We start from the raw sequence: 22,994 nt of genomic DNA, 5'->3' as shown, positions 1-22,994 counted from the left end.
AAGGAAGGGGTAATAAATAAACGCAGTTGCGCTTATTTTTAACGCTATTTATCTTTTTAGGGCAAAGTGTCCCGTGAAAACTCTACCGTCTTCAAGATTTACTTTAAACCAATAGTCAGACGCGGGAACATTTATACCGTTGGTAGTGCCATTCCAACCTTTGCTTTCTGGCATGATATGGGTTATTAAAGTTCCAAATCGATCAAAAATCGAGATCTCACTATCGGCCTGATAGATTTCATTAACCCCTAACAATTGCCAATAATCATTAGTGCCATCGCCATTAGGAGAGAAAAATTTTGGGTAACCAATAATAGATATTTCATCTTCCGTAATACCGCAACCTTTTTTATCTTGCACGTAAACAGTAGCAAAGCCAGGTTCCAAATTTGAAAAATTTGAACTGGATTGGTAGTCAATTCCGTCTAAAGAATATTCGTAGTCCCCGTCACCGCTAACTAGGATTTCTATAGTATTGTTATCTGAAATATCCTTTATAATAATATTTTCAATTTGTGCTCTGTTAGAGGGGTAGACTGTAAAATCAACACTATTTGTACAAATTAGAGTTTCTCGTAGCGTACTATAGTCATAACCGAGTGTTAACTTATAATTTCCAGGTTCAGAGATGGTTATTGTAGGAGACTCACCAATAACGACTTCAGAATTGTTCGTTGTATTTCTCCATTCGTAGGAATCATAACCGCTTGGAGCCACTAAGTCTAGGTATTCTCCGTCTGTACAGACATAATGTTCTTCGGGAAAGGTAAACGAGGGCGCTGCATTTACAATAAGTGCTATGCTTTCTACACCTTGGCATTCATTGTCTTTTTCAAGACGCACATATAAATTAATGGATGGCGTAGTATAGTCTCCAGAAATTTCATTTTGCTCTAAAGAAGCATCTACTAGGCTTGTGTAGAACGTAGCATTAATAGCGGGGTAACTATTCTGTCTAATTTGTTCCAGATCAAAAACGCCTACTATTTCTGCAGTGTCTAAATTGCTTTGGCATGTGTAAAACGGACTCTCGTTATTCGTGTTTATGGTTGTAGCTTGTACCGTAATCTCAAGGATACCTTCAGAAGAACATCCAAATTCATTGGTAGCCGTATAATATATTATTTGATGAAACGGAGTTGTATTTCGATACCCAATAGGGTTTAATATAACTTGGTTGTTGGTGATTGCGGTAGTACTTTCGAAAAACGAAAATGTGTAATCTTCAGGATAGTTTTTTAAAAGATAGGCTTGTTCTAAATTAAGCGATGTGATACCGTCTGTGGTACTATCTTCATCAATATCACATTGAATAATTTGTAGATTTTCTATTATTGGTACTGGGTTTATAACAATAGTAGATTCTCCGATAATAGGGCATTCTTTAGGGTCTGCTAATGTTATTTTTAATTTGTATTTCCCAGCATCTTCTAATGACGCACTTGATACTTCTAAATAATAGTTGTTTGGGTTTATTAAAGATATACCATCCTTTTCCCATTCATACCTCGCTCCTGAATATTCATCAACTTCAAGAATAAACGATTCTTTTTCGCAAATGGTTAAGGTGGTGCTGGTGCTCCCGTCCGAGTTTTTAATCAAATCAATCTTATTAAAAAAAGATTGAATGAATGGAGGTAGTCCCTGCATTGCTGTTTTTCCATTTAAAGAAACAGCATTGTGTACATAGTTGGCCGCCAATCCTTTAACGCTAGGGTTGTTAATAACACTTAAATAGGGGGTTCCTTCAAAATAATTTTTTGGAATTGTGCGGTATATTTTTCCATTTTCTGCCATTTGTAAGGCACCTCTATATGCCGCTCTTTCATCTATGACTACAGCTGAAGTTGAAATGTTTGAAGCAAAAAGATCGTACTGAATTAATGAAGCATTGCTTATTTCTTCATCATTAAACGTATGTACATACAAATAGTGTCCTTCCGTAGAGAATTCTACACCATAGGGAATGGTATTGGAAGAAGGGATGGTTAATTGTAGTTGATTGCTAAGAATCCCCGTTTTTGGGTCAAAGTCATAAACAAACAATCCGTCATAAGCATTTGCACTTACCATTTTGGTACCATCAGAGGATAGTTTTAAATAGCCTCTTGGGTCACTAATTAGTAGGTCAGGGAAAGTGTTTTTTACCGCATTGGTATTTATTCCTGCAGCACTTACTTCATAACAATGATAGGTGTTAAAAAAGCCAACGGCACCGGCTTCAGAAGCCAAAGTAATTACCCAAATAGATTGTTCAAAGCAGTCTTTAATGACACCTGCAATTTTTTCGGAACTATCATTAAGAAGTTTTTTATTTTTCTCTGTGATGGCCCCATTACCACCATTTTGTGAAATATCTAATACCGAATAATTGAGTCCAAAATCTGGATCACCTTCTACCACAGAAGTATCCACAGTAAAAATATAATAGATGTTTGGGTCTTCTGGTTTGGGTACAATAATGGCCGACTGTGTGCTGGAAGGGTCTCCCCATAAGCCGTTGCCATTTTGAACTATCTGATGATTCTTATTATACACTGTAATGCCATCCGTGTAGGCTAACAAATTTCCGCTAGCATCCGATATAGAAGTACAGCCTTCAAGAGTATTTAATTTACCATCTGTTAATGCTGTTACAGAGCCATTATCATTAAACTGTATACCAGCACCATAACCGAAGTACCAGTTCGAAGTTTCTCTTTGTGCAGCGACTTGCAAAAAGCTAAAGATGGATAAAAAAAGAATAAGGTATTGTTTTTTCATCTGCTATTATTTTTATCATTCAGATGAAATAGATAAAGTAACTAATACTGCCATTGGTAGTGTTAGTTACTTCATAATTCATTTTCAGTGCGTTTCTCAGACGCTACAAGATACTACAAATCTCTTTTCTTTAACAATGCGTAAGATAAATAGATGAAAATTGTGGTCCAGCCTAAGACAATTAAGATATTATACCAATGCACGGCATAATCTATGGATAAATTAGCCCCTAATTGTGTGCTTATTGATTTTACCGCTTTAAATTTTGTAATTGGCTCAACGATTAAGTTTGACATTGCTTCTAAAGGCATAAAATGCATAACTTTTTCTGATCCTTCTTTCCCAAAGATCCCCCATGCAGAAAATCGTATAATAAGGTTTTCAAAAATTCCCCACCATAGAATTAAAAATCCAAGGGCGAATGCTGATCTTTTTACCAATAAACCAAGAAATAAGCACAGACTAAAAAAGCCAACGAGCTTTACAAAGTAGCCTAAAAAATAGCTTAAGTCCGAGAAAATGATGCTAATTTCATTAAAATCAGAATATAGTAACCCTAATATAAGAGAGACAAGAAATACGAAAATTGTAGATAAGATAGAAAAGCTAATTACCATTAAGAATTTGCTCATAAGAAATTCTTTTTTAGACAAGCCATCAATTAAATTTTGCTTAATTGTTTTGTTACTGTATTCATTTGCCGTCATAGAAACAATTACAATAGCAAAAAATAATTTTAACCAAGATGCTATCCACGTATTTAAATGCCAGATGTAGGGGAAATTAAAAATACCTTGATCGGCAATATTAAAAACTATTGGAGGTCTATCTATGCGAATCATAGCAATTAGTGCCATACATAATATTAGCGTGAAATAGGCGAAAATTAAAAATTTACTAGCTCTATTATTCCAAAGTTTTATAAATTCTATTTGTAATAAACGTATCATTTTTTAAAAAGTTTTTGTTGATTTGGAATAATTAGTTTTTCGCATTTTTCGTCAGTGTTAAGAACTGCTCTTCGAGACTTTCTTTACGTTTGGATAAGTGAGAAAGGATAATGCCTTTTTCGTATAGCGTTTTGTTTAACTCTTCAGCAGATAGGTCTTCTTTGGGGTAAGCTGTAATTAAACCATCTTCATTTTTTATACTACTGAATCTTACATCCTTTTCTAAATACGTTATAAGATTTTGTTCTTGCGATGTTCTGAGTTCAAAAAAACCGAAACTAGCTAGCATTTGATCAACACTTCCAGCATATAATTTCACTCCTTTTTGGAGGATGACCACATGACTACACACTTTCTCGACCTCATCAAGAAGGTGCGATGCTAATAAGATAGTAGTTCCTTGTGAGGCTATTTTTTTTATAATTTCTCTAATCTGATGTATTCCTTGCGGATCTAAGCCGTTGGTAGGTTCATCTAAAATTAGTATTTCAGGATCATTAAGTAGGGCAGAAGCTATGGCTAAACGTTGCTTCATTCCTAAAGAATAAGTTTTAAACTTGCTGTCTTTACGGTCTAAGAGTCCGACTAATTCAAGTTTTTCTGCAATTTTAGCAGTCGGGACTTCTTTAATCTTGCAGACCAATTTTAAGTTTTGGAGTGCCGTCATGTACGGGTAAAAATTTGGTCGCTCTATAATTGCACCAACCTTTTTTAAAGCATCATGCGTTGTTGTTGCTCCATTAAACCAGCTAAATTCTCCTGCTGTTCTATTCACCACGTTTAGCACGATTCCTAGTGTGGTAGACTTACCGCTACCATTGGGACCTAAAATGCCATATACGTTTCCTTTTTCTATGGTAAACGATAAATTATTGACGGCGACAAGGGGCCCAAATTTTTTTGTAAGATTGGAGACAGTAAGGATGGTGTTCAAAATTGATTTATTTAAGGTTGTGTATGTTTGACGAATTAGAAGACTAATTGTTACAGCAATTTTTAAATAAACAAATTAAAAAGAGAGATAAGCTAATTTTTATTGACGCGATAGGTGATCCTTCGGTTCGTAATTACAGTTTTAACTTTTACAGACAGTAACGCATTTGTGCTTGTCGTTTCGTCACAAATATAATTGGCGTTCGTTAGTATAACGCGATACAAAAATCCATTCTTAGTGAGGTCTGTATTTAAGACGCTAAGGCTACTTGTTTGTGCACCAAAATAGTCCGTTCCGTTTGATATATTGGAGAATGTACTCCCCGAATCTGTGCTCACTTGCCACTGATAAGTACTGACATTTGTTGCGGTAGTGTTGAAGGTAGCATTAGCGCCAACAAAAACGGTTTGATTAATGGGCTGAGCATTAATATTAGGTGCTGCGCCAGCCTCCTGAAATTCATAGATTCCGTTTGTATTTGTATCGGCAGGAAGGGTGTAAGCCGCAGCAATTACAGTACCATTAGAATTTACAGCGGGAGTTCCAGAACCATATTGCCCCCCATCGCCCCCATCGGCATTTGCATTGTTATAGGCTTCATTGGCATCTGAACATCCATCACCATCACTATCTAAATCTACTCTATCAAAAATGCCGTCACCATCAGAATCGGCACAGGCATTACTAGGAATTAGGCTTATATTGTCTAAAAAGAATTCGTCATGCGGCTGCGCTGTAGAAACCCCTTCGAACCGTAATTGGGCAGAACTAGAAGTGGCTGTAAAGGGAATAGAAAGTATAGCGGTATTTGATAAATTACCTCCGCCAGTATGCGCAGTGTCACCACCATTTTCAATACTCATTTGATCGGATAATTTTGAGTACACTAATACACCTCCTAAATACACCCGTAACGTAGACGAATTTAGATAGGTTGATACCGTACCTACTTCAAAAGAAAGTATATATGCTGTACCCGATACTACGGTTAAATTTTGATATAGCGGTTTTGTTCCGGTGTTGTATTCTTCATAAAATGCAAATAGGCCAGGATTCGGTTCTTGCCAATTACTTCCGTCAGGAGTCCACCCGTTATAATACCAAGAAGAAAAATCTCCGTTAAAAACAACATTAGTTCCTCCTGCCGAAGCACATTCTACAGTATCTAAAATTCCATCATTATCATCATCAAGATCATCACTATCAATAATGCCATCCAAATCAGTGTCATTATGCACGGTAACTGTAGCTGTGGGGCTATCAGCGGTATAATTTCTGTCGGTTTGATTTTGGGTATGGGTTGCCGTATTGGTGATCGTTTCTGATTCTACGTTGCTTGGTAATTCGTTGGCCGTAGCAACAATAGTAATAGACTCTAGACTTCCAGCATTTAAGGTGCCTAAATTCCAATTAGGATTTGCCCAACTGCCCACTGTGGGGTTTGCAGAAACTAAGGTAAATCCAGAAGGCATAACATCGGTAACTACAATATTTGTTACAGGGTCTTTACCAAAGCTTTCTATAGTTATTTTAAAGGTGACAGATTCTCCTTCAAGTACTTCAGACTTGTCTGTAGTTTTTTTAATTACGATATCTGGATCGCAGTAATAGGCAGATAAAGGTTGTGAATCATAGGTACATGTTCCTTTTCTAACTTTTACATAATAGTCACCAGCTGTCGTAGGAGTATAGGAAGAAAATATGGCTCCAGGAATAAGCGTACCATCTCCATACCATTGGTATGAATCATAAGTTCCGGAGGTTATTTGAATGTCAGAACCGGGTAAACATCCTCCACCCGTAACGACTAACCCTACCTCTGGGACCGTATCAAAACCAGAGAAATATCCTGCAATTCCTCGATTGGCATTTACACCAAAAAAACCAACGGCTATGGGTCCAGAAGATTGCACTTTTACATTTCCTGTTAAATTGGCCAAGTAAAAGGTTTTCCAATCACTAGATCCTGCAACGGCTAGTGGAGTAGGCAGTGTTACTGTACCTGATCCGTCTGTTACGGTGATATTATTATTTGGGGTAGTGGTTGAAGCAATTATCGTAATCCCTCCTGTCAAGGTAGTTCCTGCCGCATTGGTAATGTCCGGAATGTTATCCATATTATCTGGCAACAAACAGTTTACGGGAGCAACAAAGTTTAATCCTATTGTTTGTACGCCAGAACTACCTGCTAAGTTTTGATACGCATAGGCATCTTTTGAAGTAGTTACCAACATATTGGCGCCAGGAGTACTGCTCGAATAATTAGTGCCGGGGACGATAAAATAATCCCCATTGTTGATAGTTGCTATGGGAGTAGTGGCTCCATTTACGAAGATTTCCGTATTATTTTGTGTTCCAATTAGTATAGGAAACTCGGTATCATCACGGCCATTTCCGCGAATAAAAACATATTCCTTACCTAATTTATTTTCAGGAACTGGCTGATCTATACCTGCGTCACGGCTACCGCTAGAAGATGCTACTACACCATAGTTTAGGCCTCCGTTACTAATGGCAATATTTTTAGTGGAGGCTATAGAGGCGCCCAACCAGCCATCAATATTTGCTGAGGTTTGATTGGTATAGGCTTCTAGGACAAAGGATTGATTTTTATTTAGTGTTATTTGTAGGGTATTGCTGGTAATACCACCACGATTATTTTGTAATCTAAATTCGCAATTAGGATCATATCCTGTAATATCTACGACCGTATTATCTTCTGTGGCCATAATCCCTAAAGACGTAGTTATTTCACTTGTAGTAGCGTAATTAGGAGCACCACCCCATTTAAATTTTGTGCCTAATGCCTGCCTACCTTTTGAAGTAAGGGATGTGGCTTGTGCTGATGAGGTACCTCTATAGTTTACATAGAATTTTTGACCTCCAAGCGATTCAAACCGGAGTCCGCTATTGCTAATTACAACTCCAGTATTGTCATTTTTCACCATGGTAATATCATTATCACCATCAGGTAAAGTGTACACACCAGGGTTAATATTTGAAATAGAAAAGCTTGCAGCGGGAGTAGTAGCAGTACCTATGTAAGCATTTATGGTAAAGGCAGTTGTTTCAGGGGTCGATAAATAAATGACTTGATCTTTGACAGCAGAATTGTTACTTCCTTGTTTCAAAGGAGGTAAGTAGTGCAAGTCACTTAATTGTGCATATCCAAATTTGGAGCACCCTATGCAGATAAAAATTAGTATGCAAAGATGTTTCATCAGTGTGTTAATTACTGCCGTAGGTATACCCTGCTATTATCTGCACAAATTAAAGGTAATTGATCAACCTATTTAATTCTTTGTTGTGAAAGAATCAATTCCTGTTGCATAGCCTCAAATATGAAACATTTTTTTTGAGCTAAATAAATTGAACCTTCAAAATGGTTGTGTGAGGACGGGCTTCATTAAAAATGAAGTATGCTCTTTTAAACTTAATTTCTATTGACTCGATAGGTGATTTTTCTATTGGTAATAACGGTTGTAGGGACAGTTTTGTTAACAGTTACTGTCGCAGAAGGATCATCTGTGGTTGTGTTCGAATCGGTTTGATCTTGACTATTGGAAACAGTATTCGTATAGTCTACTGTTGATACGTAAACATTCTCTAGTCCAGCTTTGGTTACAAGGGTTAAGGTTTCTAAATCTCCAGAATCCATACTGCCTACATTCCAATTAGGGTAGGTGAATGATCCTTTTGATACGGAGGAAGAAATTAATTCTAGGCCCGAAGGTAATACATCGGTCAACACTAAATTGGTAACAGAATCTATTCCTAAGGTTTCAACAGTAATGGTAAAAGTTACGGTATCACCGTCATACACTACATTTTGATCGGCATCTTTATTAAGAACGATATCAGGGTCACAGTAATAAGCGGTTAAAGGTTGAGAATCATAAGTACAACCACCTTTTGTTACACGTACATAATAATCTCCGGCACTGCTTGGAGTGTATGTTGCACTATTGGCTCCAGCAATTAAAGAGCCATTTTCATACCATTGATAATCATCAAAATTAGGATCTACAACTTCTACTTCAGCAGTAGGTAAACAGCCGCCGCCGGTTACTTGTAAATCTACTTCAGGAACCGTATCAAACCCAGAAAAATATCCAGCAATCCCTCTAGCACCATTAAATCCTATAAAACCAACCGCAATTGGACCGGTAGATTCTACACTTACATCCCCTGTTAATCCGGGTACATAATATGTTTTCCATAAGGTAGTTCCTGCCACACTCGAAGGAGCGGGAAGCGCTACGGTACCAGAACCGTCTGTTACTATAATATTGGCATCAGGAGTAGAGGTAGAGGCAATGATAGTTACCCCTCCAGAAAGCGTGGTGCCTGCCACATTGGTAATGTCAGGAATATTATCCATAACATCTGGCAAAAGGCAATTAACGGGGGCAACAAAATTTAATCCTTGCGTATATACAGCACTAGAACCTGCTAAACATTGATATGCATAAGCATCTTTGGAAGTAGAGACAAACATATTGGCTCCGATACTGTTAGATGAATAGTAAGTACTAGGTATTTCAAAATAGTCACCATTATTCAGTGTCGCAAGTGCCGTGGTACTTCCATTTACATAAATTTCTGTATTATTTTGGGTAGCAATTATAATAGGGAATTCTGTGGCACCATTGGTTCCACCATTACCTCTTACAAAAACATACTCTTTTCCTAATTTATTTTCAGGAACGGGTTGGTCTATTCCTGCATCCCGATTGCTAGAATTTTCTTGTCTTCCATAATTTAAGGATCCGTTGCTTATAACAATATTTTTATCGGCTACGATAGAAGCACCAATCCAGCCTTGGCTTTGTGCTATAGAAAACGTATTGCCCATATATGCCTCGAAAACAAATGATTGATTAGCATTCAATGTAATTTGATAAGAATCTGCGATTATCCCCGAAGCGTTATTTCCTAACCTAAAAACACAATCAGGATCATATCCTGACAAGGTAATTACGGTATTATTTTCGGTAGCCATGATACCCACGGTGTTCGATTTAGAAACGTGAGTACCTAGATTAGGAACTCCACCCCATTTAAAACGGGTTCCCATAGCAGCTCTACCCTTAGAGGTTAAGGAAGCAGCTTGTGAACCAGAGATTCCTCTGTAATTCACATAAAACTCTTCACCATTTGGAGCTTCAAACCTTAACCCACTGTTACTTAAAACAATTCCTGTATTGGCATTACTGACTAGAGAAATATTGTTATCGCTATTTCCAGGATTGTACACTGCCGGACTAGCCTTTGATAAAGAAAATGTAGTAATAGGAGTAGCACTAGTGCCTAAATATGCATTTACAGTGAAGGCCGTTGTTTCTGGCGTTGATAGATAAAATGCCTGTTGTTGTATTGCTTGATTGTTACTTCCTTGTTTTAGAGGTGGTAAATAATGTAAATCACTTAACTGTGCTTGTACAATAGAAGTACTAAGAACAAAAAAAGAAAAAATTAGATATAAATACTTCATCGTTTTATTATGTGTTTTTTAGTAAAAACCTAAAAATCCATTCGAATAACTGCAAATTAATAAATCTTAGTGCCTAAGTACAAGTCTTTGTTGTCAAAGGCAGTAGAGTTGTGGTACGATTTAAGGTGCTTTGTCTTTGGGGTGTCACTTTAAAAAAAGAAAATCCGATTAAATAGCTTTTGGCTACCTATTCGGATTTTTGATTTAATTATTTGGGTTATTATCGGTATAAGGTGAAGTGACCTACAAACTCTCTGTCATCATCAGCTCCGTTTAATTTAATGATATACCAGTAATCACCTGTAGGTAAATCAGTGTTTTTATATAAACCATCCCAACCAGTAGGGTTGTCAATTAATCTATACACTTCTCTACCATAACGGTCATATATAGTAATATAGATATCTGGGAATTGGGTTATATTATCTGGGATCCATAAATCATTAGTACCATCACCATCTGGTGTAAAGAAATTAGGTATTTCTATATCAATAAATTCAATATATATACTTGTTACAGACTCACATCCATTTTCATCGACCACACGAACTTCATAAGTATCTGTACGTCTAATATAGAAAGTGTTGTCATTACCATTATCAATACCATCAAAGTAGAATGTATATCCTTCTTTTCCTCCTGTGGCGGTTGCTGTAATTTCATTAATACCTCTTTGTTCCGCTACCAAAACTAGTGGCTCATAACCTTCAACTTCAAAATTGAAAGTTCTAATACATCCATTCGCATGCGCAATAGTGATATAATGAGCACCAGGCGTCATATTTGTAAAGTTAGAATCCATTACAAAATCATTAGGGTCTACTGAATCCAAGCCATATAAAACGTCGCCACTTACACTAGGATCTTCAAACACTATATCTAGGTTATTTTCAGGAACATCACCTGTACATACATAATTTACCGTTGCTGTAGCATTTAAATTTTCTCCAGCATCAACAATTACCGTCTGACTTGTAATACATCCATTAGCGTCTTTTACGTATACGGTATACGTATCTGCCGCCAAGTTTTGGTAAGCTACCAGTCCATCTACGAAATCAGCATCAGCATCAGAATTTATACTGCTGCTATAAGGCGCTGTTCCGCCATTGATAGTTAAATTAATAGTACCATCTTCATCTCCAAAACAAATCTCTGGGGTAGTGGTGGTTACAAATTCTAATAGCGTAGGCTCTGTGATGGTAACTTCTAGTTGTTCAAAACAACCATTTCTGTCTTGAGCAATTATAGTGTACATTCCAGGCGCTAAATCATTAAATTCATTTGTCTCATCAAACTTATTAAGGTTTGGTGAAATTGCATATTGGTAGGTACCTGAACCACCTGTCATATTCACAACAATGCTTCCATCATTTTCTCCAAAACAACTTATATTCGTTATTTCTGGAGTCACCACTAGCGGTGTTGGCTCCGTAATTTGGATTACGGTAGATATTGTTTCACAATCACCACTCTGAACATTCACATAATACGTACCCATTGGTAAATCTGCAAAAACTTCTGTTGTTTGGTAAGGTCTTATTTCAGTAACTAAACCTGCATCAGCAAATAGGCCATATTGATAGTTTCCTAATCCGCCATCTGCTCTAGCACTTATAACAGCAGTGCTTTCTCCATTACAATTGATTACTGCTGCTGAAGTATCTACTGCCACAGTTAGCGTTTCAATAGGGTCAATCACTACCGTATTTGATACTGTTGAAATACAATTAAAATTATCTCTAATATAGTACTTATACGTTCCTGCCGTACTATTTTGGAAGAGATGCGTATCACTACCATTAGTTTCGTTCATGGCATTAAATGTAGTACCATCAACACTCCAAGTGTATGGTGCTGTTCCGCCTGTTCCTGTTAATTGTAATTGTGCATCTACGGTACAACCTAATGGAGATACGGTTACTAAAGATCCGGCAGGTTCAAGTGGGTCTACAATTTCTACAATTGATGATTCAAAAGTACAATTCATGTCATCTAAAACACTAACGGTATAAAAACCAGCAGCAAGATTATTAAAAGTTGCAGCTACCTGACTAACAGAAGTACGTAATAAGGTAGTACCTGTTGCGTCATTATATGTATTCAATCTATATCTGTAGTTAGCGCTTACATTTCTTGGTGTTAAACTAAACGTAACAGAAGCATCTGTATCTCCTTGACACACTAAATTGGAATTACTAATAGTTCCAGTAATAGGATCTGGCACAACCAGTTCAAATGCATTTGCAAAAGGAATAGAACAACCAAGAGCATCTTCAACATTCACAGCATAATTACCGGCAGGTAAGTTCTGGAATAGATAAGCATTTACATTCGTTGCAATTTCAACCGTAGTACTTGTATCTTCATTGATTAAGGTAATAGTATATGGAGCTAATCCTCCTGTCGGATCTACATTAGCAGTTCCTAGATCATTTGTACATCCTACATCTTCCGTAACAATAGGAGCCAGGCTTATTGGAGCGCTTGGCGTAGCAATGCTAAATATTCTATTCTGCGGGCAATTTGGTAAACCGTCTTGTATAACTTCTACTCTGTAATTTCCTGCGGCAACAAAAATAGCTGCTGTTGGTCCCGCATTTGGTGAATTATCGGTAAAGATAGATGCACCGTCATCACTAGGGTCGTTGGGCGTACCATTCGTATTGTAAATAGAATAGGTATAACTTCCAGTATAAGTAGCATCACTCATGGTCAGACGGATACTACCGTCATCACCAAAGCAAATCACATCCGATAATTTTTCTACGGCAACACTAAAGGTGTTGGGTTCCGCTACCACATGTTGTGTCGTAATCACACATCCTGTAACGGTATTGGTAATTTGAATGGTGTGCGTTCCTGGTTGTAAATCTGAAAAAAGATTTGATCCTTGTGCGGTTCCAGAAGGTAACAACCTAAAGCTATAGTCACCAGGGTTTGTTGCGTAGGTAGAAAGACTACCCGTTACATTAACGCTGATATCTTCACCTAGATTAGCACAGCTAATAGCTTCTGTAACGGTCGTAGATGCTGAAATCAATTGGTCATAAGGAAGAACCGTCACAGTCATCTCTGCATTACAACCTTTAGTATCAAACACGCGAACAATAACATCGCCACCAGCAAAATCGGTATAGGTATACGTGGTTGCCGTACCATTTTGTAATATAGTACCTGTTGCAGCATTTTCAAACTCAAAACGAGCATAGGTATTGCTACCTCCTAAGATACTAGCAGCATCTAATACAATCGTAGCATTAGTAGTTGTATTGTCTGTTGTACAGCCAAATCTATTTACTGTTGGTGCGTCAAACGTAATGGTATTTGGTTCCCCAACAACAATAGTCGTTTTAGTGGTCGTACATCCGTTAGGACCAGTTCCTGTTATTTCATAAGTAGCCGCAGGAAGACCAATAAATGTATTTGTGGCCGTGTCATAACTTCCGTTGTTAGGCAGTATTGTGTAGCCTAAAGGATTATTACCATTGTTTACCTCTGCAATTGCAATAGTACCATCTGAAGCACCATTACAGGTAACATCTTTTGGCGTTGCTGTAAAGTCTGGTTGTATAGCTACTGGAACATTTACCGTAAATTCTCTAAAACATTCTGGACTAGCAGTATTGGTATCATATACTCTTACAGTATACATATCTGCAGTATTTATGATGGCTGTTGCTGGTGTCGTAAATGCTGTTCTGGCCGTAAATATTCCACTAGATGAATCTATAATTTCATATTCGTATGCACCAGAACCTGATGAAGCGCTTACTAAAATTTCAGCATCATTTGTACAACCTAAGCTTTCTTCTAATGTAGCTGAAGCTTGTATGGTAGGGTATACTTCTACCGTATCTGAATCTGTACAACCATTACCATCTTTTACAAATACAGTATAGGTATTTACGGTCACATTTGTAAAGACTCCTGAGTTATCTACGTAAGTAGCGCCTCCATCTATAGAATACAGTAAAGTTGAAGAATCTCCTAAAGTGGTGTTTATAGTAACTGTTGCTGAGGTGCTACAATTATCTACCGCTACACTGGTAATCGTTGGAGGTGCAGACAAGGCCATTGTAACAGTCCCTAAAGGATAAGAACAGCCATATTGGTCACTTACACTTACGGCATAATCTCCGGCAGCAGAACCTGCTGGTATCTCTAGAGGATTGTCTGTGGTACCCGTAGCAATTACTGTAGCAGAAGGATCTGTTACGGTAAAAGTGTAAGTACCTCCACCACCAGTGATGGCATCAACACGTATTAAGCCAGGATTGGCACAAGCAATATCTTCTAGTTTTACTAATGTAGCTGTTATTGGTGCTAACTCTTCTAATAATATATTTTCTGATGCGGATATACAGGTATCTGTACCACCATCAATTTCTGTTACAATAATAAAATATTCATCAGCAACTAAATCTGTAATAGATAAGTTATTGGTAAACGCTACAATAGTACCAGCCATACCTGGCGTATTTCCATTTCCACTAGATCTAACGATAGTGCCCGCTATATTATATAACTCCCATCTAAACTGCGTTCCGAATGGTGTTTGGTTGTCGGTAATTGTAAAGTCTATCGTAGCATTGGCTGCACTGTCACAAGAAGGAGTTGAGGTGTACTCAACTTGCAATGGAAGTGGATTGATGATATCATTTACATTTACATCACTCTGACGAACACATCCATTAAAATCACGTACATAAAAAACATATGTTCTACCAGGTGTTAAACCTGTCCATAAGTAATTACCATGACCTGCAGGAACAGTAACTGCGGTACCTGACGAATCATCAGTAGTACCACCAGCATACCAAGTACTTGTCGCAGGGTTAAAATTTGAAGGATCATCCGAAATTGCATATTCATACCCTGGAGTACCTTCTGAACCTTGAACTTTTACTTGTAACTCATTACAATTAACAACTACTGCGTCTATCGTAATATCTAAATTATCTAAAGGATAAGGAATTGTATATCTAGGGAAATCTGTCTGGCAAATGGTATTTCCGGAACCATCTACTGTTCTCATAGAAGGCTCAACATTATCACCTGATAAATATCCTGTTAATCTATCTGTAGTACCCGGTATCGTATTATCAGCTGTCCATGTAAGACCACCATCAGCACTAAATTCTATAGCGCCTAGAGTGCTAGGGTATGCGTCAAATCTAAAACCAAAATCACTCATTAATCCGGTACATGTGCTTGGCGTAATTCCTATGATATCAGCCGTTAACTCCTCAGGATTAGCAATGTTTACATCCGGTACGGTTGCTACTAAACAGCCACTCGCATCTGTAATATTAATGGTATAATTTCCAGTTGCTAAATTGTAAAATGTTTTTGTATTACTGATCACGTTGGTATCTGTAGCATTGGATGCTCCGGCATTGTCTAAGTCTATTATTTCATAGGTATAGGGAGCCAAACCAGAAGTTATTTCTACTGCTATTGTTCCTAAGCCATTATAACATTCAGGATCTGTTGGTGTTGCTGTAAAGGTTAACGGAGTTGCAGGGTCTACGGTAACAGTTTCCATATATTCGCAATGTGGATCTGCGGCACCATTATCCCAAACATAGACGTCATATGTGCCAGCATCTGCAGCTGCTACGGTAAATGTACTTGTAGCACTAAAATCTGCTGCGGTTACTGGGGTTGTTGTTGGAACAAAAGCGTAGGCTAAGTTACCATCACCACCTGTTGCGGTAACGCTAATGCTACCATCTCCACAAGAGCTAACATCTACGGTAGTTACTGTTGCATTTAAATTAGGTTGAATGTCAATAGTTTTTAAAACAGATACACATCCAAAAGCATCTGTAACTTCTATATCATAACTACCATTTGCTAGACCTGTAAATGTATGCGTGTTAGCAGTAGCTGGGGTAGGGGTGATCCATGCGCCACCGTCTACTCTAAATTTATAATCTCCATTTCCATCAGTAACCGTAACTAAAATCGTTGCATTGTTTAAGCCATCATAACATGAAGTCGCTGTAAGGTCAAAATCAATATCATCAAATTTTGCTATAGTTACCGGAACTGTGCTGATCACATCACATCCTTTAGCATCTTGTACGCGTACAAAATAATCACCTTCTATAACATTTGTAAATGTACTCGAGGTTTGGTATGCTCTAATAATGATATTTCCGGCTTGTTCTAATTGGTACTCATATCCAGGAGAACCTCCTGTTGCGCTAGCCTCTAAAGTTCCACCAGTATTAAAGCAGGTATAATCTGCCGTCTGACTTAAACTAGGAACTATGGCTGCAGGCTCTGTTAGAGTTGCATTTACAGTTGTTGTACACGTGTTATCACTTATTTTACGTATTTGTACCGTGTAAGCTCCGTCTGTTAAAGTTGCAGCGGTAGTCACCGGAGAAGTTAATGAAGTTGTCCAAGTAGTACCACCGTCTACAGAATATTCAAAACCTGTAGTGGTATCATAATTACGTACTTCAAAACGAATACTTCCATTTGCTCCTGCATTACAACTAGGATCTGTCGTTCCTACTAATGCAGCTGTAAATTCTTTATTATCTTCTACAATAACGGTAACATCTTCAGTTTTTTCACAAACTTCGGGAGCTTGAGAAGCTTGAATGTCATCAATTATTAAATCATTACCATCATTACTATTTACATTGCTACGAATAACAACATCTACAGACGTATTAGCACCAGGGTTAAAAGTAACCGTACGGTTATGCCAATCGTCAGCATTTGTATTTTTAGGGATGGCAGCCGTTGGAATACTGCTAATTACAGTACCAGAGGCATCTACCAATTCTATAAGCATTTCAGGGTTATTACCACTACCGCTTACTTGCATTAAGTTGTAAGCCCATACGGATAAGGTAATATCACGATTTGCCAATACTTCTATTCCTCGTTTAGCCCATAAAACACTATTGCTAACCGGTGTTGCATACACATCTGAAAAAGTACTAACATCTACCGCCAAGAAACGTCCCTCTGTAATACCACTATGGTCATTAGGGCTTCTTAAACTTGGGATTGGGTTGGTTACCCTATTGGTAACGGTATATTCACCATTTACCAAAATCCCTGCAGGACCACGATTACAAGCTGTAGCAGCTCCACTTTGTGGTTCGTAACAATATTCTGGTCCAATTTCTGCTATTTGCGTAGATACACCAGCTCCAAAGTTTTCAAAAAATAATGTGCTTTGATCAGGAGTTATAGTTCCAGAGAAGCCAATAGTTACGGTTTGAGAACCATTAGTAACTCCAGTAAAAATATTATTGTCAACCGGTACATTATCAGTACCATTTAATTGATAGGTATATTCAAAATCTGTTGTATTTGAAGGGGTAATAGTCACAGTACCTAAGCCATCACAATCATACGCTACACTACTTGTAAAATTAGGATCTGCAGGTGCTGTTGGCACTGTAAGGTTCATTTCAAACGTACAGTCTAAACCATCTCTTAATACTAAGTCATAATCTCCAGGAGCCAATAAGCTAGAAGCATTACTTGTAAAAGTAGTCCCGCCATCAAAACTGTATTCGTACGTACCATCACCACCAGAAGGGTTTAGTATTTTTACAAGGGCACCAGCAGGATTACAAGAGGCATCTTCTAAAATAGATGCAGAGGCATTTAATCTAAAAGGTTGGTCTATTTCATAATCTTCGCTAGTTTCACAACCTGAAGTTGCCGTTGCTCCACTAGAATCCATCACCGTAATGGTATAGATACCCGCGGCTAAATTGTTAAACGTATTCGTAGATTGGTAGGTAGTACCACCATCTAAGCTATATTGATAAGGAGCAGTTCCGCCGGTTACACCAACCGTTAATGTTGCAGTTGCAGAATCTGCGCAGGTTATTGTGCTATGTGTTGCCGTTATTTCTGGAGTACCTAAATCTTCTACTCGAACCGAATTAGAAATTCCGAAACATCCATTTCCATCTCTTAAGATAAAGGTATAATCACCTTCTTCTCCAGGGTAGTAGGTTAATGGAGAACCACGGTAACCAAAAAAGAAACTTGCAGTTGCTTGAAAAGCGGCATCAGGTACTGATGTTTCATTAGGATATAATGGCACGCCGTCTTTACTGTAAATTGCCATTTCATAGATAGGACTTGGAAGTCCGCCAGAGGCAGATAAATTTACAATACCCGCTGTACAGGTAATGTTTTCTGAGGTTACCGCTACTAATTGAAGCGCTTCAATGCTTGCTATAGTGATATTTTGAGTATCTGTACAGCCATCTTGAGTTGTTGTAATTACAATGTAATTACCTGCTGTAAGTCCTGTAAAATCATATGAATTATCAGTTATTGTAGGATGATTACTTATTAGAGAACCATTACCGCCATTAGTACCATCATCCAAACGAAGTTCATAGCCATAATTTGGCAATGCATTTAGCACTTGCACACGTATAGTACCTCCATCATTACAATCTTCAGGAGTAGTGGTTACGGTAACCGTAAAGTTTTCTTCTCTAATTCCGATATCTTCTGTTTCAAAAATACAAGCACCAGCTATTGGAGTATTATCTATAGGATTTAATTGGGTAACCTGTACTTTATAGCTGCCACTAGTAGCAATATCAAAATTTGGTCCGTTATTGGCAGAAAAAGGTACTACAATAGCATCACTAATTACATCTACTAATTGAAAACCATAACCAGAACCTACATTTGTTATTCTGATATTTCCATCGGTAGCACATAAAATATTCTTAGAAGTGAATTCTAAATCCAATTCGTTTTTATATACCGTGAAATAGAAACGACTAGAACATCCATTGGTATAATTTAAAACAACTCTATATTCACCACTATCAGTCGCTGTAAAATTGTTTAACGTTGAGATTTCAGACCAAGTACAAGTTCCGTTTTTATTTCCACAATCCTCACCACTGTCTGCACAACTAGCTTCATCGAGCAATTGCCAAGAAATACTTTGAGCATCGGTAATTCCTAATTGAAGTGTTACTTCATCTGCAGCACCGCACAAGTATATTTTAGGTAGTAAATCACCATCAATAGAACACGTTGCAATTTCTCCCTGAATGTCATTATCAGGATTGGTATCATTATTTACTTGATTAAAATAATCTACAATAGGGTTTGTTTGTGTGGTTCCAAAACGCTCTACTTTAATACGTTCTATTAAATTTGGACAGCTACCATCTGTAGTTTTTTCTACAATAAAATCTCCAATTACGGTAGTACGGTAGGTTCTAGGATCGCCATCAGGGTCACCGTCATTTAATACAGTATCTGAAGCATCTATAACACCATTATTATTAGTGTCTAATACCCAATTGTATGTAAGGAAACCTTCACCTGCAGTTAAGATTGTAAAATCGCCACAGAGTTGAACCGTTCTTGCGAGATCACATCCAGATAAATCATTTAAGATAGAGTTGCTTGCTACTTCTGTAATTCTCTCACAGGCGCCAATAGAATTAGATCCGCCTTCATCAGTGAAAGTATTGGTGTTTAATACTCCTTGAAAGGTAGAGTACGCTAAATTTTCTAAGGTAGACGAACAAGCAGCTACGAAATCTGAGCAGTTTCCAGTTATGGAAACTGTAATACGGATACTATATTCTGGATCACCAATTTCTACTAAGTTATTTGGGATAGTAAAATTTAGGGTGTTATTAGCAACATCTTCGGTATAGGATGCTCCAGGAGCATCAGAAAAATCTACCCCATCCAAAGTTACATTATTGGGGAGTATATTTCGAATCGTATAATTTACTGCATTATCATCTCCTGTATTTTGAAAACGAAGTACGTATTCTAAGGTCTGCCCTAAAGTAACTGCTTGGCCGTTAATATCAATACCGCTTAAATTTTCAGCAGTATTTCCTAAAAATATTTCAGGAGCAAATACCGGTACATATGAAGCGGCAATTACAGTACCATCAGTGGCATCTACAACCGGTACTCCAGTACCATATTCGCCACCATCTCCGCCGTCAGCGGTATCATTTTTATAAAATTCATTCGCATCACTACATCCATCTCCGTCAGAATCTAAATCTAAATGGCTAGGAATACCATCACCATCTTCATCACAACCTGCAGTTCTTAAAATACCTTCCATATTTGTAGGACCTACGACATCTTGCCTAATGGTTATTGTATTAGTACCAGATGGATTCCATGTAAAAGCATTGGCGGGTGTTGTTAGAGTCATAGGTTGTAATACGCCGTTAGTACTTTTAGCCCCAAAAAGCTTGAACTCTCCTGCTTGATCTATGATAACTCTAATTATAGGCGTAGAGGTATTTCCGGTTATAGTATATACTTGTGTATTGCCATTTTGTCCGTAACCGTACCCATCAAAAAAAGTTGCATAATTTCCAGAAGCTCCACTATGGTTTTGAAATTCAATTTCTCCAGCGATATCTGTTCCGTTTATGACTAGATTGAAAGAGTTGTCTAAACTAAAAAAGTCTAGTACTAAATAATTGTCTACAGTGTTAAATGTATTTGTATATTCATTACCATTAGCAACGTTTAAAGTTAAATTATTACATTCATCTTCATCGTAAATACCATCATTATCATCATCTAAATCGGTAATATCTTTTACACCATCGTTATCGTAATCATTGTAAACAGTAATATACGCTGTAGGGTTATCAGCTGTAATATTGGTATCTGTTTGGTCTTGTGTATTGGTAACTGTATTTACTAAGCTTAATAAAGGAAGTATGTCTATTTCATCACCACGAACCTCTAATTCTAATTCGGCCGATTCGCCACCATTAAGCGTTCCTATATTCCATACATTACCGCTAAAAGTACCCGAAATAGTAAAGTTAGACACTAGCGTTAAGCCAGCTGGAATATTATCGGTAATTCTAAGGTTCGTTAATGGGCCAATACCATTATTCTTTACCTTGATGGTAAAAGTAGCTGTTTCGCCCTCCGTGATTTCGGACTTATCAACTGTTTTATTTAATTGTATATCTGGATCACAATACAAGGCGTTAATCGGTTGAGAATCATATGTACAAGGACCTTTGGTACCTCTTACGAAGAATTCACCAGCTCCAGAAGGAGCATAGTTTGGACTATTTGCTCCAGGAATAAGCACGCCGTCTTCATACCATTGGTAGGCGTCAAAATTTCCTGTGGCTTCAAATATTTCAGAACCAACAAAACATCCGCTTCCTCCTCTAATCTCTAAAGTAACTTCAGGTACGGTATCAAATCCAGAAAAATATCCTGCAACACCTTGGGCACCATTATAACCAAAAAAACCAACGGCAATAGGCCCCGTTGATTGTACACTTACATCACCATTTAAATTTGGTATAAAAAAAGTTTTCCAATCACTAGTTCCTGCAACAGGAACAGAGGCAGGTAAGGCTACTGCGCCACTACCATCAGAAACTGTAATGTTGGCATCGGGTGTATTTACCGCTGCAATTATAGTGACACCACCAGACATGATTGTCCCGGCAACATTTCTAATGTCTGGGATATTATCCATAACATCTGGTAACAGACAGTTTACAGGAGCAACAAAGTTTAATCCTTGCGTGTATACAGCACTTGCTCCTGCCATACATTGATATGCGTAGGTATCTTTTGAGGTTTGTACAAACATGTTTGCGCCCACCGTATTAGAGGAATAGTAACTACTAGGAACTTCAAAATAATCCCCATTATTTAAGGTTGCAATGGGGGTAGTACCACCATTTACATATATCTGCGTATTGTCTGCGGTTGCTATCATTAAAGGAAACTCTGTTGTACCATTGGTACTACCGTTACCTCTTACAAAAACATAATCTTTTCCTAGTCTATTTTCTGGTACCGGTTGGTCAATCCCTGCATCACGGTTGGAGGAGCCTGTTTGGCGACCAAAATTCATAGCTCCGTTACTAATAACAATATCTTTAGTAGCGGTTATAGAAGCTCCGATCCATCCATCTCTCTGTGCTTGTGTTGGTGAGGTACCTACATATGCCTCAAAAACAAAAGATTCATTTGCGTTCAAGGTAATTTGATACGTATTTGCTGTTATACCAGCTACATTATTCCCTAATCTGAATTCACAATTTGGGTCATAACCAGAAACGTTTATTATGGTATTATCTTCCGTAGCCATTATCCCTAAAGTATTAGACTTAGAAGAGTGTTCACCTAAATTAGGAATACCTCCCCATTTAAATTTAGTACCCATGGCTACTCTACCCTTAGAAGTTAAGGATGCTGCTTGAGCTGCCGAATAACCTCTATAGTTTACGTAAAATTTATTTCCACTTGGTGATTCAAAACGGAGTCCGCTATTGGTCAATACAACTCCTGTATTGCTATTGTCTACCAATGTAATATTGTTGTCTCCATTACCTAAGGTATACACTGCCGGAGTCACATTTGATATAGAAAATGTTGCTATAGGTGTGGTACTTGTACCTCTATAAGCATTTACTGTAAATGTGGTTGGTTCTGGTGTAGAAAGGTATACTGCTTGGTTTTGTATCCCTTGGTTATTTTGCCCCTGCTTTAAGGGTGGCAAGTAGTGAAGGTCGCTTAATTGGGCGTAACTAGCAAAACTAAATGCAAGTAAGGAAAGTAGGAAGAGTAGTTGCTTTTTCATGCTCGAAATGGAATTCAAAATAAATTTTACCATAAATAAAACGATATGTTATCTCAATAAAAATTCTTTGTTGTGAATGGGGGTACCTTTGTAGTGAATAGGGTGCGTGATGATGTTTAATTTTTTATGTAGGAAAAACTATTCTGTTGTAGGATTAAAGATTTAAGAAGCTATTTATTCGTTTTTTTAGATATAAATAATAACTTTAGAACAAATCAATATAATTAGCCA

Annotated in this window: 6 protein-coding genes; all 6 read right to left on the bottom strand. The window is 37.6% G+C overall.

The window, feature by feature from the left end; all coding sequences use genetic code 11:
* Nucleotides 1-48: 48 nt before the first annotated feature.
* The gene (locus M666_RS19010) at nt 49-2,763 is read right to left on the bottom strand and encodes a T9SS type B sorting domain-containing protein (RefSeq protein ID WP_029445591.1); all 2,715 of its coding nucleotides are present in this window, start codon (nt 2,761-2,763) and stop codon (nt 49-51) included.
* A 113-nt stretch (nt 2,764-2,876) separates the two neighbouring features.
* Nucleotides 2,877-3,713: an ABC transporter permease gene (locus tag M666_RS19005; RefSeq protein ID WP_029445592.1), complete on the bottom strand. Its 837-nt coding sequence runs from the start codon at nt 3,711-3,713 to the stop codon at nt 2,877-2,879.
* Between the two features lie 31 nt (nt 3,714-3,744).
* On the bottom strand, nt 3,745-4,647 hold the full coding sequence (locus M666_RS19000) for an ABC transporter ATP-binding protein (RefSeq protein ID WP_024479665.1): 903 nt from the start codon (nt 4,645-4,647) through the stop codon (nt 3,745-3,747).
* Nucleotides 4,648-4,739: 92 nt separating this feature from the next.
* Nucleotides 4,740-7,868 (bottom strand): DUF11 domain-containing protein, encoded by a 3,129-nt coding sequence (locus tag M666_RS20315; protein WP_029445593.1) that lies wholly within the window; start codon nt 7,866-7,868, stop codon nt 4,740-4,742.
* A 212-nt stretch (nt 7,869-8,080) separates the two neighbouring features.
* On the bottom strand, nt 8,081-10,141 hold the full coding sequence (locus tag M666_RS18990; protein ID WP_029445594.1) for a DUF11 domain-containing protein: 2,061 nt from the start codon (nt 10,139-10,141) through the stop codon (nt 8,081-8,083).
* Between the two features lie 220 nt (nt 10,142-10,361).
* The gene (locus tag M666_RS18985; RefSeq protein ID WP_029445595.1) at nt 10,362-22,763 is read right to left on the bottom strand and encodes a T9SS type B sorting domain-containing protein; all 12,402 of its coding nucleotides are present in this window, start codon (nt 22,761-22,763) and stop codon (nt 10,362-10,364) included.
* Nucleotides 22,764-22,994: the final 231 nt, after the last annotated feature.

The sequence above is a fragment of the Cellulophaga baltica 18 genome (assembly GCF_000468615.2).
Classification (GTDB): domain Bacteria; phylum Bacteroidota; class Bacteroidia; order Flavobacteriales; family Flavobacteriaceae; genus Cellulophaga; species Cellulophaga baltica.
This window is presented reverse-complemented; position numbering and strand designations above follow the sequence as displayed.